Source organism: Streptomyces sp. DH10, assembly GCF_029813805.1.
In the GTDB taxonomy this organism is placed as follows: Bacteria; Actinomycetota; Actinomycetes; order Streptomycetales; family Streptomycetaceae; genus Streptomyces; species Streptomyces coeruleofuscus.
In genome coordinates this window covers 185,216-200,715 of the sequence record NZ_JARVKU010000003.1, presented here as the reverse complement: position 1 = coordinate 200,715, position 15,500 = coordinate 185,216, and the positions used below count along the sequence as shown (strand labels likewise).

15 protein-coding genes and 1 riboswitch are annotated in these 15,500 nt (G+C 72.3%); of the genes, 8 read left to right on the top strand and 7 right to left on the bottom strand.

The genetic code is table 11. The annotated features are described in order from the left end of the window. Positions 1-54 precede the first annotated feature (54 nt). Entirely contained in the window at positions 55-678 is a 624-nt protein-coding gene (locus QC385_RS07785) for a CGNR zinc finger domain-containing protein (RefSeq protein ID WP_279540541.1), read from the bottom strand. A 21-nt stretch (positions 679-699) separates the two neighbouring features. On the opposite strand from QC385_RS07785, the gene QC385_RS07780 reads away from it, so the two are divergent. Both QC385_RS07780 and QC385_RS07775 read left to right on the top strand, forming a co-directional pair. Beyond that, the gene (locus QC385_RS07780; protein WP_279540540.1) at positions 700-1,173 is read left to right on the top strand and encodes a VOC family protein; all 474 of its coding nucleotides are present in this window, start codon (positions 700-702) and stop codon (positions 1,171-1,173) included. 159 nt (positions 1,174-1,332) lie between these two features. After that, on the top strand, positions 1,333-2,280 hold the full coding sequence (locus tag QC385_RS07775; RefSeq protein WP_279540539.1) for a M28 family metallopeptidase: 948 nt from the start codon (positions 1,333-1,335) through the stop codon (positions 2,278-2,280). A 6-nt stretch (positions 2,281-2,286) separates the two neighbouring features. On the opposite strand, the gene QC385_RS07770 is transcribed toward QC385_RS07775, so the two are convergent. Beyond that, positions 2,287-3,618, bottom strand: coding sequence for a tetratricopeptide repeat protein (locus QC385_RS07770; RefSeq protein WP_279540538.1), 1,332 nt, complete (start codon positions 3,616-3,618; stop codon positions 2,287-2,289). A 160-nt stretch (positions 3,619-3,778) separates the two neighbouring features. Here QC385_RS07770 and QC385_RS07765 point away from each other — a divergent pair, with 160 nt between their 5' ends. From QC385_RS07765 to QC385_RS07755, 3 genes are all read left to right on the top strand, one after another. Further along, positions 3,779-4,282: a DUF6668 family protein gene (locus QC385_RS07765; protein ID WP_279540537.1), complete on the top strand. Its 504-nt coding sequence runs from the start codon at positions 3,779-3,781 to the stop codon at positions 4,280-4,282. A gap of 5 nt (positions 4,283-4,287) precedes the next feature. After that, positions 4,288-5,460, top strand: coding sequence for an amidase (locus QC385_RS07760; RefSeq protein WP_279540536.1), 1,173 nt, complete (start codon positions 4,288-4,290; stop codon positions 5,458-5,460). 122 nt (positions 5,461-5,582) lie between these two features. Next, positions 5,583-6,158 (top strand): flavodoxin family protein, encoded by a 576-nt coding sequence (locus QC385_RS07755; protein WP_279540535.1) that lies wholly within the window; start codon positions 5,583-5,585, stop codon positions 6,156-6,158. A gap of 39 nt (positions 6,159-6,197) precedes the next feature. Here QC385_RS07755 and QC385_RS07750 read toward each other — a convergent pair whose 3' ends face one another. From QC385_RS07750 to QC385_RS07735, 4 genes are all read right to left on the bottom strand, one after another. Then, complete coding sequence (locus tag QC385_RS07750; RefSeq protein WP_279540534.1) at positions 6,198-7,076, bottom strand: ABC transporter permease; 879 nt, start codon at positions 7,074-7,076, stop codon at positions 6,198-6,200. After that, entirely contained in the window at positions 7,063-8,049 is a 987-nt protein-coding gene (locus QC385_RS07745) for an ABC transporter ATP-binding protein (RefSeq protein ID WP_279540533.1), read from the bottom strand. The genes QC385_RS07750 and QC385_RS07745 overlap by 14 nt, the downstream gene beginning before the upstream one ends. A gap of 26 nt (positions 8,050-8,075) precedes the next feature. After that, positions 8,076-9,326, bottom strand: a complete 1,251-nt coding sequence (locus QC385_RS07740) for a LolA family protein (RefSeq protein ID WP_279540532.1) — start codon at positions 9,324-9,326, stop codon at positions 8,076-8,078. A 231-nt stretch (positions 9,327-9,557) separates the two neighbouring features. After that, complete coding sequence (locus QC385_RS07735) at positions 9,558-10,568, bottom strand: polyprenyl synthetase family protein (protein ID WP_279540531.1); 1,011 nt, start codon at positions 10,566-10,568, stop codon at positions 9,558-9,560. Between the two features lie 530 nt (positions 10,569-11,098). Continuing rightward, positions 11,099-11,272, top strand: a riboswitch (cyclic di-AMP (ydaO/yuaA leader). Positions 11,273-11,275: 3 nt separating this feature from the next. On the opposite strand from QC385_RS07735, the gene QC385_RS07730 reads away from it, so the two are divergent. Continuing rightward, the gene (locus QC385_RS07730; protein WP_279540530.1) at positions 11,276-12,055 is read left to right on the top strand and encodes a transglycosylase SLT domain-containing protein; all 780 of its coding nucleotides are present in this window, start codon (positions 11,276-11,278) and stop codon (positions 12,053-12,055) included. On the opposite strand, the gene QC385_RS07725 is transcribed toward QC385_RS07730, so the two are convergent. Beyond that, entirely contained in the window at positions 12,019-12,867 is an 849-nt protein-coding gene (locus tag QC385_RS07725; protein WP_279540529.1) for an HAD family hydrolase, read from the bottom strand. The genes QC385_RS07730 and QC385_RS07725 overlap by 37 nt on opposite strands. Before the next feature lie 192 nt (positions 12,868-13,059). Between QC385_RS07725 and QC385_RS07720 the strand changes: the two genes are divergently transcribed. Both QC385_RS07720 and QC385_RS07715 read left to right on the top strand, forming a co-directional pair. After that, positions 13,060-14,124, top strand: coding sequence for a GNAT family N-acetyltransferase (locus QC385_RS07720; RefSeq protein WP_279540528.1), 1,065 nt, complete (start codon positions 13,060-13,062; stop codon positions 14,122-14,124). Positions 14,125-14,143: 19 nt separating this feature from the next. Then, positions 14,144-15,490: a glycosyltransferase gene (locus tag QC385_RS07715; protein ID WP_279540527.1), complete on the top strand. Its 1,347-nt coding sequence runs from the start codon at positions 14,144-14,146 to the stop codon at positions 15,488-15,490. Positions 15,491-15,500: the final 10 nt, after the last annotated feature.

Here is a 15,500-nt window from a genome sequence, read left to right as displayed (position 1 = left end):
CGGCGCCCCAGCGGACCCCGGAGGCTACGCCGCCCCAGGGGATGTCCGCACGGGCTACGGCACCTCAGGAGCCCGGCGGGACCGGTGTGCCCGGGCCTTCTCGCGGTTGCCGCAGTGCTCCATCGCGCACCAGCGGCGGCGGCCCGGACGGGAGGTGTCGACGAAGAGCAGGTAGCAGTTGTGGGCGCCGCACTCGCGGACGCGGTGCGCGTAGGGGCCGGTGAACAGGTCGATCGCGTCCCGGGCGATCGTGGAGAGCAGCTGGGCTCCGGTGGCGCCCGGGGCCCAGGCGCGGGTGCCGTCCGGCTCGATGCGGGCGACGAGCGGGGGCCCGGCCGCGGCGGCGTTGACGACGTCCAGGTGGGCGGCCCGCAGCGGGCGGCCGTGGGCGCGGTCGGCGGCGAGCGGGAACAGGGCGTCGCGCAGGGTGCGGACGCGCTCCACCTCGCTCTCGGTGACGGTGATGTCCAGGCCGTCCGGGAGGCGGCTGCGTGCGGTCCAGGCGACGAGGTCGGCGGGCTCGTGCAGCACCTCGTAGCGGGCGAACTCCCCTGGGCCGCCTGTCGTCAGCAGCTCCAGGCACAGGGCTCCGGGATCGAAGCGGTAGGCCTTCCCCTGGTGCGAGACCAGTGTCAGGCCGGGTGTCCGGTCCGGCGTTTCCCCTGCGCGCCCACTCATGTAACCAGTATAACTGGTTACATGACACAGACCCCGGCATCACCCGCCCCCCTGCACTGGAAGATCGTCATCGACGCGAACGACCCGCAGGCACAGGCCGACTTCTGGGCCGCCGCCCTCCGGTACGAGGTCGAGGACAACAACGCCCTCATCGAGAAGCTGCTCGGCTTCGGCGCCCTGCCCGAAGAGGCCACGGTCGAGTTCCACGGCCGCCGCGCCTTCCGGGACCTGGTCGCCGTGCGGCACCCCGAGGACCCGTTCGAGGAGGAGAGCGGGACCGGGCTGGGGCGGCGGCTGCTGTTCCAGCGGGTGCCGGAGGCGAAGACGGTCAAGAACCGGCTCCACCTCGATCTACACCCGGGCGAGGGGCGGCGCGAGGAGGAGGTCGCGCGACTGGAGGGACTCGGTGCGCGTGCGCTGCGGCGGGTGGCCGAGCAGGGCGGCGAGTGGGTCGTGATGGCGGACCCGGAGGGGAACGAGTTCTGCGTTCAGTGACCTTCCCGTGAGCGCCGACGGCCCGGTGCGCATCAACACCGTGACTTGTTACGTCTCTTGACGGAGAGTCAGTACCAGCTTCACCATCCAGGCACCCCATTCACCGTGGGCTGCCTGTGGCCACCCCACGGGCTTCCCGAAGGAAGTCGGAGCCCCCACATGAAGCTCTCCGTTTCCGCGCGTGCCGTGGCGGCCGGTGCCGTGGCCACCGCCATGCTCCTGACCGGCGGGGCCGCGGCGGACGCCGCGTCCGCTCCCCCGAGACCGGCCGCCGCGCCCGACATACCCCTGGCGGGCGTCAAGGCCCACCTGTCCCAGCTCCAGTCCATAGCCACCGCCAACGGCGGCAACCGCGCGCACGGCCGCCCCGGCTACAAGGCCTCGCTCGACCACATCAAGGCCAAGCTGGACGCGGCCGGATACACCACCGCGGTCCAGCAGTTCACCGCCTCCGGCCGCACCGGCTACAACCTGATCGCCGACTGGCCCGGCGGCGACGCGAACCAGGTCGTGATGGCCGGCTCGCACCTCGACAGCGTCTCCTCCGGCCCCGGCATCAACGACAACGGCTCCGGCTCGGCCGCCGTCCTGGAGACCGCGCTCGCCGTGTCCCGGGCGCAGTACAAGCCCGCCAAGCACCTGCGCTTCGCCTGGTGGGGCGCGGAGGAAGTCGGCCTGGTCGGCTCCCGCCACTACGTCAACCGGCTGGCCACCGGGGACCGTTCGAGGATCAGCGCCTACCTGAACTTCGACATGATCGGCTCCCCGAACCCCGGCTACTTCGTCTACGACGACGACCCGGCGATCGAGAAGACCTTCAAGGAGTACTTCGCCGGCCTCGGCGTCCCGACCGAGATCGAGACCGAGGGCGACGGCCGCTCCGACCACGCACCCTTCAAGAGCGCGGGCGTGCCGGTGGGCGGCCTGTTCACCGGGGCGAGCCGGACGAAGACGGCGGCGCAGGCGGCCAAGTGGGGCGGCACGGCCGGGCGGGCCTTCGACCGCTGCTACCACTCCTCCTGCGACACCACCGCCAACATCGACGACACCGCCCTCGACCGCAACAGCGACGCCGTGGCGCACGCGGTGTGGGAGCTGTCGCGGTAGGGGCGCCTACTGGTTGCGGGCGCGTTCCGTCAGGCGGCCCATGCGGGCGCGGGCCGACTCCAGTTGCTCGATCTCCTCGGCGGCGGGGCCTTCCTCGGCGGCGAGTTCGGTCCACAGTCCGATCAGGTCCCGGCCCAGCTCAAGGCCCACCGCCGGGTCACGCACCGCGCGCCAGGCGGTGGCCGCGCTCAGCACGTTGCCGTAGGCGGCCTCCGCGTCGCCCGCGCGGCGGTGGGCACCGGCCAGGTCGAGGGACAGCCGGAAGGCACGGAGCGGGTCACCCGCCAAGTAGGCGACGTACGCGGTGAGTTCGCGCAGCCGGAGCACTTCGGGGTGCTCCGGCCCGAGCGTCCCCGACGCGTCCGTGACGGTCTGGTCCGCCAGCCCGGCCGCCGCGTCGATCCGGCCCTCCTTGACGGCCTCGTTGATCCGCGCGATCGGCTCCGCGAGGAGGGCGGGAGCGCCCTGGGCGCCGACGGGTTCGTCGCCGAGCATGGCCTCAGCGACGGCGTCGAAGCCCCTGACGGGAGTCGGCTTGGCGTCGGCCTCGGCCGCGAGCAGCTCCGCTTCGGACATCGGCAGGGGTTCCCGCGTGCGCTTCGGACCCGGGCCGGTTCCGGGGACGGGGAGCGGCCTGACGTCCATGAGCGGAGGCGGCCCGAACTCGCCGGTCGGGGGTGCGACGGTGCCGGGGGGCGTGGCCGGGCCCGGAGGTGCGTCCTCCGGCTCGGCGAATGGCGTCTCCGGTACGGCTCGCGACTCGAACGCCGGTGGGGGCTGATCGGCCGGCTGCCGCTCGGGGACCGCCCGCAGCGGGAACGTCGGGGCCGTGCCACGGCCGGGCTCCGGGACGGGACGAAGGACGTGCGTGGCCCTGTCGTCCTGGGGGTCCCGCCGCTCCGGCGCGGGCGGCGGCGGGGCGGGCGGCTCCGCCGCGGCGCCCGCCGCGGGCGCTTCCGGGGCGACGGCGTCCTCCGGCGGGGCCGTGCGGACCGGCTCGGCGGTGAAGCGGCTGGAGCCGTCCGGGTCGACCTGGAGCGGCACGACGTAGCCGATGCGCTCGTCGTGGACCGTGGCGAGGACGGGATGGCCGGTGGCCTGGGCGATGTGGTGAAGGCGGTTCAGGACGGCCTGCTGGATCTCTTCGCCGGGGGCCGCGAAGACGGGGACACCGCCGACCGACGCACCATCGGAGACACCCCCCGCGCCGGCGCCCGGCACCGCTCCCGCCGGGTCCGTTCCGGCCCCGGGGACACGGACGTCGATCGGCGCCGCCGGGGTCGCCGCGTGTGCGGCCTGCTTCTGTTCCCGCTTCTTCTCGCGGCTGAGTCGAGCCATCGTCCCCTCATTCGGCGTCGTACACCTAGTGTCGAGTGTGTCCGCTCGCTCCGGTTTCTCACGTCACCGCGGTGTCACAGGCTCGTCCCAAGGGTTCCCGGGCCCGGCATGGATCGTTCCGGATGGCATGAGGATCGAGAGTACGAGGGAGGAGAGGGGCATGCAGACAGGCATGCGACAGGGGCCGGAGATCTGGATCCGCGGCCCGGTGACCAGCCAGGAGCCAGGGGCGCCGGGGCCCGCTCACGCCCATGCCGCGGCACGGCGCTTCTCCTGGGTCGGCACACACGGCGGCGCGGGTGCCTCCACCCTCGCCGCGGTCTACGGCGGTCATGACAGCGGCCGCGCCTGGCCCGGGCCGGGCGACCCGGCGTCGGTGCTGCTGGTCGCGCGGACGCACGCGGCCGGGCTGGACACGGTCGCCGGGGCGGTGGAGATCTTCCGGCGCGGTCAGGCCCCGCCCGGGCTGGACCTCGACGCCGTCGTCCTCGTGGCGGACGCTCCGGGCCGGCTGCCGCGTCCGCTCGCCCAGCGGGTCAGGTCCCTGGAGTCGGTCATCGACGTGTACCGCGTGCCGTGGGTGCCGGCCTGGCGGCTGGGGGAGCTCGGGCATCCGCCGCGTGAGACCTCGGCCCTGGTCCGGCTGACGGGAGCGGCACGCTGACGGCGGTGCCCCTGTCGGCCGGGGAGATCGCGGCGGGCGTACGGGCCCGGGAGCTGCGCGCGGTCGACGTGGTCGCGGCGGCGCTGGAGCGGATCGAGCGGGCCGATCCGGAGCTGTGCGCGTTCGTCGAGGTGTGGCACGAGGAGGCGCTGCGGCGGGCGGGCGAGCTGGACGCGCGCCTCGGCCTGCGGGCCGGGGATGTCCCTCGAAAGGGGGGAGTCCCTCGAAAGGGGGAAGCGCTGCCGCTCGCCGGGGTGCCGATCGCCGTGAAGGGGCGGCACGGGCTGCGTGCGGCGGGCCCGCTGCTCGCGGCGGGTTGTGTCGCCGTGGGCGCGACCTCCGTGCCGGGGCCGGGAACGCCCTGGCAGACCTGGGGGCTCGGCGCTCGTGGCCGGACGGTCAATCCGTGGCGGGCGGACCGTACGCCGGGCGGCTCCTCGGCCGGGGCCGCGGTGGCGGTGGCGGCCGGGCTGGTGCCGCTGGCGACGGGCAGCGACGGGGCCGGTTCGGTGCGCATCCCGGCGGCGTGGTGCGGGGTGACCGGCCTGAAGACCACGGCCGGACGGCTGCCCTCCGCCGACCGGACGGGGCTCGCCGTGCAGGGGGTGCTCGCCCGCTCGGCGTCGGACGCGGCGAGCTGGTGGCGGGTGGTGTCGGAGGAACCGGTGCCGACCGGCCCGCCTCTGCCCGTCACCGCCGTCTGGTCGCCCGACCTGGGGTTCGCCGGGCCCGACCCGGAGCCCGTCGCGCTCGCCCGGGCGGCGGTCGAACGGCTCGTGGCGGCGGGTGTCGTACGGCTCGTGCGGCCTCGGGCGCCGTTGCGGCTCCTGGACCCCGGGCCCGCCTGGCTCGCCCTGCGCACACCCGGTGCCGATCCGGGCGAGGCCCACCGCGTCCGGGCGGAGAACGACCGGCGGCTGGCGGGACTGTTCGCCGAAGCGGAGCTGCTGCTGACGCCGACCACACCCACCGCACCGCATGGACACGACGGCCCGGGCGATCGCTACTCCACCTCTCTCACCTGGGCGTTCAATCTCAGTGGGCATCCGGCGCTGAGCCTTCCGGCCGGCTTCGGCGGTGACGGCTGCCCGGCCGGGCTGCACCTGGTGGCGCCGCACGGGCGGGAGGCGCTGCTGCTGGCCGTGGCACGGGAGACGGAGCTGCGTACCGGGAGCTGACGGGCGGCCTTGGCGGACGGGCCGACTCTGGGGATGACGGCAGACCCTGGCGGATCTGAATGCACACGCATATGATGCATGCGCGTGCAATTGATGTGCGCCTACCTTTTGGGGGGACACCCATGACCCGTCGCTTCCTCTTCGTCCTGGGCAGCGCCCGTGCCGACGGCAACACCGAGCTGCTCGCCCGCCGGGCCGCCGAGCAGTTGCCCCCGGACGTCGAACAGCAGTGGATCGACCTCGCCGAGCACCCGGTGCCCGACTTCGAGGACCTGCGGCACGACAGCGACCACGTCCGCCCGACCGAGGGCAACGTGGCGCTGCTGCTCGACGCCACCCTCGCGGCCACGGACATCGTGATCGCCTCGCCCCTGTACTGGTACTCGGTCTCCGCACAGACCAAGCGCTACCTGGACTACTGGTCGGGCTGGCTGCGCACCCCCGGCCTCGACTTCAAGGCGACCCTGGCCGGCCGCACCCTGTGGGGCGTCACCGCGCTCGCGCACAGTCAGCCGGAGGTGGCCGACCCGCTGGTCGGGACGCTCAACAACTCGGCCGCGTACATGGGGATGCGGTTCGGAGGGGTGCTGCTCGGTAACGGCAGCAAGCCGGGTGACGTGCTGAACGACACCGAGGCGCTGGCCCGCGCGAAGACGTTCTTCGCACAGGAGGCGCCACCGGCCCGGTTCGTGTACTAGAACTGAGTGCTCGAGGACGACTGTTACGAGGGCTGAGCGCTACGCGGTGATGTCCTTCGTCGTGAAGCGCGCCCAGGCCGCCGAGCCGAACACCACCGCGTACAGGGCCTGGAGGCCGAGGTTCTTCGTCAGGTCGTCCCAGTAGACGGGCTCGCGCATGAGGTCGGCGAAGGACAGCCAGTAGTGCGAGAAGAAGTACGGCTGGAGAGCGTGCAGTTGCGGGATCTGGTCGAGGATCTGCACCGTGATCAGCAGGCCGACCGTGGTCGCCATCGCCGCGATGCCGCTGCCCGTGAGCGTCGAGACGAACAGCCCGAGCGCGGCGACGCCGATCAGTGACGCGGCGACGGCCAGGGCGATCAGCAGGGATCTGCCCAGACCCTCGGCGAAGCTGATCTGCGTGCCGGAGATGGTCGTCAGGTCGCCGAGCGGGAACAGCAACGCGCCGACCGTCAGTGCCGAGACGGCCACGACGAGGGTGGCGGCCAGGCAGAAGATGACGACGGTCGCGTACTTGGTGAGCAGCAGACGGCTGCGGCCGGCCGGGGCGACCAGCAGATAGCGCAGCGTGCCGGCGTTCGACTCGCCGGCGATCGCGTCGCCCGCGACGACACCGATCGCCATCGGCAGGAAGAACGGGAGTGTGGCGGCCAGCGCGGTGAAGACCAGGAACAGGCCGTTGTTGGTGATCTGCGAGATGAAGGCCGGCCCCCCGCCGCCGCCACCGCCTGGCGACGAACCGTCGCTCGTCTCCAACTTGACGGCGATGCCGACCAGGACGGGAACGGCCGCCAGCACGGCGAGCAGCGCGAGGGTGCGCCAGCGCCGGAAGGTGGTGGTGAGCTCGCTGCGCAGCAGCCCGAAGGTCCACAGCGGGCTCACCGGCCGTACGGTCTGACCGACTTCAGCCCGCGACATCGAAGCCCTCCCCGGTCAGTGCCACGAACGCGTCCTCCAGCGAGGCGCGTTCGACCGTGAAGCCGCGTACGCGCACACCGGCCGTCACCAGCGCGGTGTTCACGTCGGCGAGGTCGCTCTCCGGTGGTTCGCCGGTCACCCGGTCGTCCGTGACGACGACGTCGCCGACGCCCTGTTCCTTCAGCACCCGGGCCGCCTCCGCCGGGTCCGGCGTGGTCACCACCAGCCGGCCGCGCGCCCCGGCGGACAGCTCGGCGACCGGGCCCTGGGTGATCAGACGGCCCTGCGTCATCACGGCCGCGTGCGTGCAGACCTGCTCGATCTCGTCGAGCAGGTGGGAGGAGAGGAAGACGGTCGTGCCGTCCGAGGCCAGCTCGCGTATCAGGGTGCGGATCTCGCGCATGCCCTGCGGGTCGAGGCCGTTGGTCGGCTCGTCGAGCACGAGCAGCCGGCGCGGCTGGAGCAGCGCGGCCGCCAGGCCCAGGCGCTGTTTCATGCCCAGCGAGTACGCCTTGGCCTTCTTGCCCGCGGCGGCCGTCAGGCCCACCCGGTCCAGCGCGGCGGCGACCCGGGCCCTCCGGGTGCGGGGATCGGCGGCCGGGTCGGCGGAGTCGTACCGGATCAGGTTGTCGCGGCCGGAGAGGAAGCCGTACAGGGCCGGGCCCTCGATGAGGGCGCCGACGTGCGGCAGCACGGCGCGGGTGGCCCGGGGCATGAGCTGCCCGAGCACCCGTGCCGTGCCGGAGGTGGGCTCGATGAGGCCCATCAGCATGCGGATGGTAGTGGTCTTGCCGGAGCCGTTGGGGCCGAGGAAGCCGAAGACGCTGCCCGCCGGGACGGTCAGGTCGAGGCCGTCGACGGCGAGCTGTCCGCCGCGGTAGCGCTTGGTGAGCGCGCGGGTGGCGATGACCGGTTCCCCGGCCTCGGCCCGCACGTCACTGTGCTCCGGCTCCGCGGCGGACAGTTCGCCCATCGGCTTCCTCGTTCCGTCGAAAGGACTTACTTCCCGGCGTCGGCCGCCTTCACGAGCGCGTCCTTGGTGACGGCGCCCACGTAGACCTTGCCGTCGTCGGTGATGAGGGCGTTGATCAGGCGGGTCGAGAAGACCGTGCCCGAGCCGAACTTGCCGGTGACCTTGTCGCCGAGCGAGTCGATGAAGCCGCCGAACTCGCCGCCGGCCTCGCCGGAGGGCATGCCCTCGCCGCCGGTGTCGAAGGTGGCTATGGAGCTCCAGCCCTCGCCGATGGTCTTCATGCCGTCGAGGCCCTTGCCGAAGTCCTCCCCGGCCTTGGGGGCGTGCTCACGCAGCCCGCCCTTCTCGAAGCCCTTGCCGAAGTGCTTGTCGGAGCCCTTGCCGAAGTCCTTGGCGGCGTCCTTCTCCTCGGTGACCTTCGCACCCTTGGGCGGGGTGAAGTCGAAGGTGGAGGCGGCCGGCTTGGCGAAGCTGACCTGGGTGAAGCCCGCGTCGACGACGGCGGCGCCGCCGCTCGCCGGGGTCAGCGTGAACTTCAGCGGCATGCCGGTCTCGGCGTCCACGGCCACGCTGATCGCGCCGACCGTCGAGCCCGACTGCTTCGGCTTGACGACCAGCTTGTAGGCGTCGCGGCCGGCGACCTGGGCGGTGCCGTCCACGGTCACGGAGGTCGTGTCGTCGACGGCCTTCAGGGCCTCCTCGGCGAAGTCCTTCGGCGTCGCCGGCGGCTGCTCCTTCTCGTGCTCCGGGCTCTGAGAGGCGGTGCCGTGGTAGACCTCGTTCGACTTGCTGTCGTAGCCCCAGACGTCCTTGCCGTTGTGGACGAGGCTGTACTCGGCGGCGTTCTCCAGCAGGGACAGCTTCTGCTTGTCCGGGCCGTCGGCCGCGACGCGCAGGGTGTGCGTGCCGGAGGCCAGTTCCGTGAGCTTGGCCGTCGGGTCGGCGGAGGAGCCGCCCTCGCCCTGGCCCGCGGCGCCGGACATCAGGCTGCTCTCCAGGCCGCCGAGGTCCGGCAGGCCGAGGTCCGTGCTGATCTTCACCGTGCCGGACAGCTGCTGGACGTCCGACTTGGCCATCTTCTCGATGAGCTGCTGGGCGGTGATCTTCGGGAGGTCGGGGTCACCGGAGTCGGCGAGTGCGGGGACCAGCCCGATCGTCGCGGCCGCCACCCCCATCACCGTGACCGGGACGACGTACCGCGCGGCTTTGCGCCGCCCGGAGCGCCGCTCGTCGCCCTCCCCGCCGGTCGTGCTGTCGTCGGATGCGTACGGTGCCATGTGTGCCCTACCTCCGTGGTCGGCGGCGGCTGTCCGTGTCGTCCACGCACTCGTCCCTGTGCCGCCATTCTCACCCGAACTGGTGAGGAGTGGTGTCTTCCGTGGTGTCCATCTGACCAAATCGGCCAGGCAGATACGTCAGACCCCGGGCTCAACTCCACGTACTGCTGCGGTATGACACGACAGCGCCGCTTCTCCCCCGACCCGTAGGGGTCGTACGGGAAAGAGGGGCTAGCCGGCCCGGTGCACGACCGCGTCGGACAGCTCCACCAGCGCCGTCTTCGCGGTGCACTCGGGCAGCGGCGCCAGCGCCGAGCGGGCGTCCTGGGCGTAGCGGATCGTGTCCTGCCGGGCCTGTTCCAGCGCCGGGTGGGCGCGCAGCAGGCGCAGGGCCTCGGCGTGCCGGTCGTCGTCGGTGAGGTCGGAGTCCAGCAGCTCGCACAGGGCGATGTCGTCCGCGAGTCCGAGCCGGGCGGCGCGCTCGCGCAGCCGCAGCACCGGCAGCGTGGGGATGCCCTCGCGCAGGTCGGTGCCGGGGGTCTTGCCGGACTCGTGGGAGTCGGAGGCGATGTCCAGGACGTCGTCCGCGAGCTGGAAGGCGACGCCGAGCCGCTCGCCGTACTGGGTCAGCACGTCCACGACCGTGTCGTCGGCGCCGGACATCATCGCGCCGAACCGGCACGACACCGCCACCAGGGAACCGGTCTTGCCGCCCAGCACGTCCAGGTAGTGCTCGACGGGGTCGCGGCCGTCCTGAGGGCCGGCCGTCTCCAGGATCTGCCCGGTCACCAGCCGCTCGAACGCCTCGGCCTGCACCCGCACCGCCTCCGGGCCGAGGTCGGCCAGGATGTGCGAGGCGCGGGCGAAGAGGAAGTCGCCGGTGAGGACCGCGACGGAGTTGCCCCAGCGGGCGTTCGCGCTCGCCACCCCGCGGCGCACGGCGGCCTCGTCCATCACGTCGTCGTGGTACAGCGTGGCGAGGTGGGTCAGCTCCACGACGACGGCCGACGGCACGATCCCGGGCGCGTACCGGTCGCCGAACTGGGCGGAGAGCATCACGAGCAGCGGACGGAACCGCTTGCCGCCGGCCCGGACCAGGTGCTGGGCGGCCTCCGTGATGAAGGGCACCTCACTCTTGGTGGCCTCGAGCAAGCCTTCCTCGACAGCCGCCATCCCGGCCTGGACATCGGCTTCCAGAGCCTGGTCCCGCACGCTCAGCCCGAACGGCCCGACGTCGGTCACGAGGGGTCTCCTGTCTGCTGGTGTCTGCCGGTGTGTCTGCTGGTGTCTGCCGGTGATTACGCGGTTTGTCGATAGGTCGCTGCCATCACTCGAGTCAGCGTATCCGGTCACGTTTCGATCACCGCCAGCGCCCATGGTTACAGGCCGGGCGGTATCCGATCACGACCGCGATATTTTCGATCAGCTCATAAGAGCAGACATTTATCGACTTACCGGGAAGTAGTGCGTTATATGCGATTTGCCGTATTGAGTAAGCAAATTCCCCTTGGCGTACATTGCCCCACGGACTTGTGATCAGTGAGTTGAATCACGTTATCCCCTGCGACGCCCCACTCCGGCACCGGCCCGTACCTCCTTCCGCCGAAAGCCAGTTGAGCCTTGGCTCCAGCAAAGGATCAAGCGGCTCATATCCCCCTGACCAAGGTCGACCGGCGCGACGTGTGACTCAGGTGCTTGTTCCCGACATGTGCTCTCGCATACGTTCCGGGCCTGTCCGGCGGACGCCGAATCCTGCCACCGCCCGGACTCCCCACACGAACCCACTCACTCACGCATGGCAGGAGCGGGGGACCCAGGTAAGTCGCCGGTCCGCACAGCGGAACGGCTCGGGGTGAAGCCGCCCACGGCATACAGCACCGTGGGCGGCCGGGCACCTCCCGGCCCGAACCCGACAGCTCACCTCGCAGGCGTCGGAGAGGAATATCGCCATGCCCCGAGGCAAGCACCGTCGCCCCAGAAGCAACCAGCTCACCCGCCGTGCCGTGGCCGTCGGCACCGGCGGAGCGGCACTCACCCTCCCGCTGCTCGGCGCGACGCAGGCCGCCGCCCAGCCGAGCCAGAGCGCACCCGCCGCCGCACAGTCCGTGCCGCAGGCGGCCCAGCCCGCCAAGTCCCTCACGTACACCGTGGCCAAGGGCGACTCGCTCTACCGCATCGCGGACAAGTACGACGTGTCGGGCGGCTGGAAGCAGCTCTACAAGGACAACCGCGCCACCGTCGGCGACGACCCGAAGCTGATCCACCCGGGTCTGAAGCTGAAGGTGAAGACGGCCAAGACGGACGCCGTGAAGAAGAAGACGGCGACCAAGTCCTCCGCCCCCGCCAAGCCCGCCGCGAAGCCCGCCGGCGGCGTCGCGAAGGCCACCCAGGCCTCCGCGAAGACCTACGCCGACAACCTGGACGGCTGGATCCGCGAGGCGCTGGACATCATGGCGCAGAAGGGGATCCCGGGTTCGTACGAGGGCATCCACCGCAACATCATGCGCGAGTCGTCCGGCAACCCCCAGGCGATCAACAACTGGGACTCGAACGCCGCGAAGGGCACCCCGTCCAAGGGTCTCCTCCAGACCATCGACCCGACCTTCCAGGCCTACCACGTGGACGGCACGTCGTGGGACCCGTACGACCCGGTCGCCAACATCACCGCGGCCTGCAACTACGCGGCCGACCGCTACGGCTCGATCGACAACGTCAACGGCCCGTACTGAGCCGCCCCGCCCAGCAGTCGTTCGAGGACGACGGCGATGCCGTCGTCCTCGTTCGACAGGGTGACCTCGTCGGCCACGGCCTTGAGTTCGGGATGGGCGTTGGCCATGGCGACGCCGTGGGCGGCCCAGTCGAACATCGGGATGTCGTTGGGCATGTCGCCGAAGGCGACGGTGTCCGCGGGCCGCAGCCCCAGGTGCTCGGCCGCCAGCGCCAGGCCCGTCGCCTTGGTGATCCCGCACGGCTGGAGCTCGACCGTGCCGGGCCCCGACATCGTCACCGTCGCGAGTGAACCGACCACCGAGCGGGCCGTCGCCGCCAACTCGTCGTCCGTCAGGTACGGGTGGCGCAGCAGCACCTTGCTGATGGGCTCGCCCCACAGCTCGTCGCGCCGGTCGACCCGTACCGCGGGCAGGGTCGGGTGCGGCATGAGGTAGCCCGGCTCGATGAGCGTGAGCCCGTCGACCCCGTCCTGGTCGACCGCGGCGTACACCTGCCCCACCTCGGCCTCGATCTTGCCGAGGGCGGTCTCGGCCAGCTCCCGGTCCAGGGTGATGGACCACAGCAGCCGGTCCGCGCCGGCGTCGTACACCTGCGCGCCCTGCCCGCACACCGCGAGCCCCGTACAGCCGAGGTCGTCCAGGAGCGGCCGCACTCTCGGCGCCGGCCGGCCCGTCACCACGAGGTGCTGGGCACCGGCGTCCGCCACCCGCGTGAGCGCGGCGAGGGACCGGTCTGACAGGGTGTCGTCGCCGCGCAGCAGCGTCCCGTCCAGGTCGGTGGCGATGAGTGAATATGCGATGGGTGCGGCCATGATCAGAGAATACGGACAGCGCGCCCCTTCGTTTCATCGCGCCCCGGACACCGATTGCCCGGTTGAAGGCCTCTGCACCAGTTGGCAACAACATGGTCCGCTACCTACCCGTGAGGCCGTCTCGGGCGGTACCTTCCAAGTGTCCAGGGGGGACTTGATCGGGGGGTCAGGTTGAGCAGTGGGCGCATACGTGTGGCTCGGCCCGGAGAGCTCGGCGAGGGGGAGAGGGAGCGCTGGCGTGCGCTGCGCGCTGCGTCGGAGGCACCGCGCAACCCCTTCATGGAACCGGAGTTCACCGATGCCGTCGGCCTGGTGAGGCCGCGGGCGCGGGTCGCGGTGGTGTACGACGGGCTGGAGCCGGCCGGCTTCCTGCCCCATGAACGCGGCCCGTTGGGGCAAGGCCGGGCGATCGGACTCGGCGTCTCGGACGCCCAGGGCGCGATCCTGCGGCCCGGCCTGGACCTGGACACGGGTGAACTGCTGCGGGCCTGCGCGCTGTCGAGCTTCGCCTTCGACAACCTGGAGGCCGGACAGCGGCTGTTCGTCCGGTACACGGCCGAGGAGCACGCCACCTACGTCATCGACGTGGAGAAGGGCTACGAGACGTACGAGTCGGTGCTGCGTGCCCAGTCGCCGAAGTTCCTGAAGACCACCCTGGCCAAGGAGCGCAGGCTGGGCCGGCAGGTCGGCGACCTGCGGTTCGTCTTCGACGAGCGCGACCCGGCCGCGCTGCGCACGCTCATGGAGTGGAAGTCGGCGCAGTACCGCAGGACGGGCCGCCGGGACCGGTTCGCCCGGGAGTGGATCACCCGGCTCGTGGGGCGGCTGGCCCGGACCCGGGCGCCGGAGTGCAGCGGCACGCTGTCCGTGCTGTACGCCGGGGACCGGCCGCTGGCCGCGCACTTCGGGCTGCGCTCGGCCTCGGTCCTGGCCTGCTGGTTCCCGGCCTACGACCCGGAGTTCGCGAAGTACTCGCCGGGTCTGGTGCTGCACCTGCGCATGGCCGAGGCGGCCGCCGCCGAGGGCATCGGCATGCTCGATCTGGGGCGGGGTGCGGCCGAGTACAAGGACGCGCTGAAGACGGGCGAACTGCCCGTGTACGAGGGCGCGGTGACGCTTCCGGGGGCGGGCGCGGCGCTGCACTGGCTGAGCCGCGAGCCGGCGCGCCGCGTGCACAGTTTCGTCCGCGGCAGGCCACGGCTCGCGTCGCTGGCCGCACGGACCCTGAAGGGCGCGGCTCGGCTGCGCCGTACCTGACGACGAGGGGGGTGGGCGCATGGCGCGTTCGGCACGTGCGCAGGAGGAGATTCGGCGGTTCCTGGACATCGGGGCGGTGCAGGTCGCCGAGTTGGACCTCGACGGCGACGAGGTCGCGCTCAGACCGGGCCCGGGGAGTCCTCCAGTGACGCACGGCGAGGTGTTCGTGCTGGTCAGGCAGGGCGGGCGGCCCGTGGGGACGCTGCTCGCGCGAGTGCCGGAGGGGGCGGACGCGAAGTCCGTGCTCGCGGCGCGGGCGCGGGCGGAGTGTGCGCCGGCGCCCGCGCCCGCTCGTGGACCGGGGGCAACCGGTGGCCCCGCAGAAGCCGGGGAAGCCGGTGCCCCCGGGGAAGCCGGCGAGTTGGGGGAGCCGCCGTACACGAGTGTCGTCATCGCGACCCGGGAGCGAGCCGGGCAGCTGGCCCGGGCGCTGGACTCGCTGCTGGCGCAGGACCATCCGCGGTTCGAGATCGTCGTCGTGGACAACGCTCCCGTGACGAACGAGACGCGGGAGCTGGTCGAGCGGAAGTACGCCGAGCGCGTGCGGTACGTCTGCGAGCCGGTACCCGGCCTCGCGGTCGCGCACAACACGGGGCTCGCGGCCGTACGGGGCGAGGTGGTCGCCTTCACGGACGACGACGTGGTGGCCGATCCGCGCTGGCTGACCGAGCTGACCGCGCCCTTCGCCGCCGACCCCGGACTGGGGTGCAGCACCGGGCTCATCCTGCCCGCGAGGCTGACCACCCCGGCCCAGGTGCTGCTGGAGAGCCACGGCGGCTTCGCGAAAGGCTTCACTCCAAGGACGTACGACCCGGCGCGTCCCCCGGGCGACGAGCCGCTGTTCCCGTTCACGGCGGGGCGGTTCGGCTCGGGCGCCAACATGGCGTTCCGTACGGCCGTGCTGCGTGAGGTCGGCGGTTTTGACCCGGCCACCGGTGCCGGGACGGCCGCCCGGGGCGGTGACGACCTGTACGGCTTCGTCCGCGTCCTTACGCAGGGCCACCGGCTGCGCTACACCCCGCACGCCCTGGTGTGGCACCACCACCGGGAGACCTGGCGGGACCTGGAGACCCAGGCGTACGGCTACGGCGCCGGGCTCACCGCCTATCTCACCGCGGTGCTCGTGAACCGCCCGGCGCTGCTGCCGGCGTTTCTCGCGCGGCTGCCCCGGGGTCTCGCCCACGCGCGCACGCTGACCGCCGTACGTGAGACGGAGGGCGGCGGGGCGCCGGGCGACCACGACGTGCGGACGCATCCGTGGCCGCGGCGGCTGTCGCGGTTGCAGCGCAGGGGGATGGTGTACGGGCCTGTCGGCTATCTGCGCGCGCGGCGGGCGCTGCGCGCGCGTGTTGAGGGGGCGGGATGAGGACGTCTGC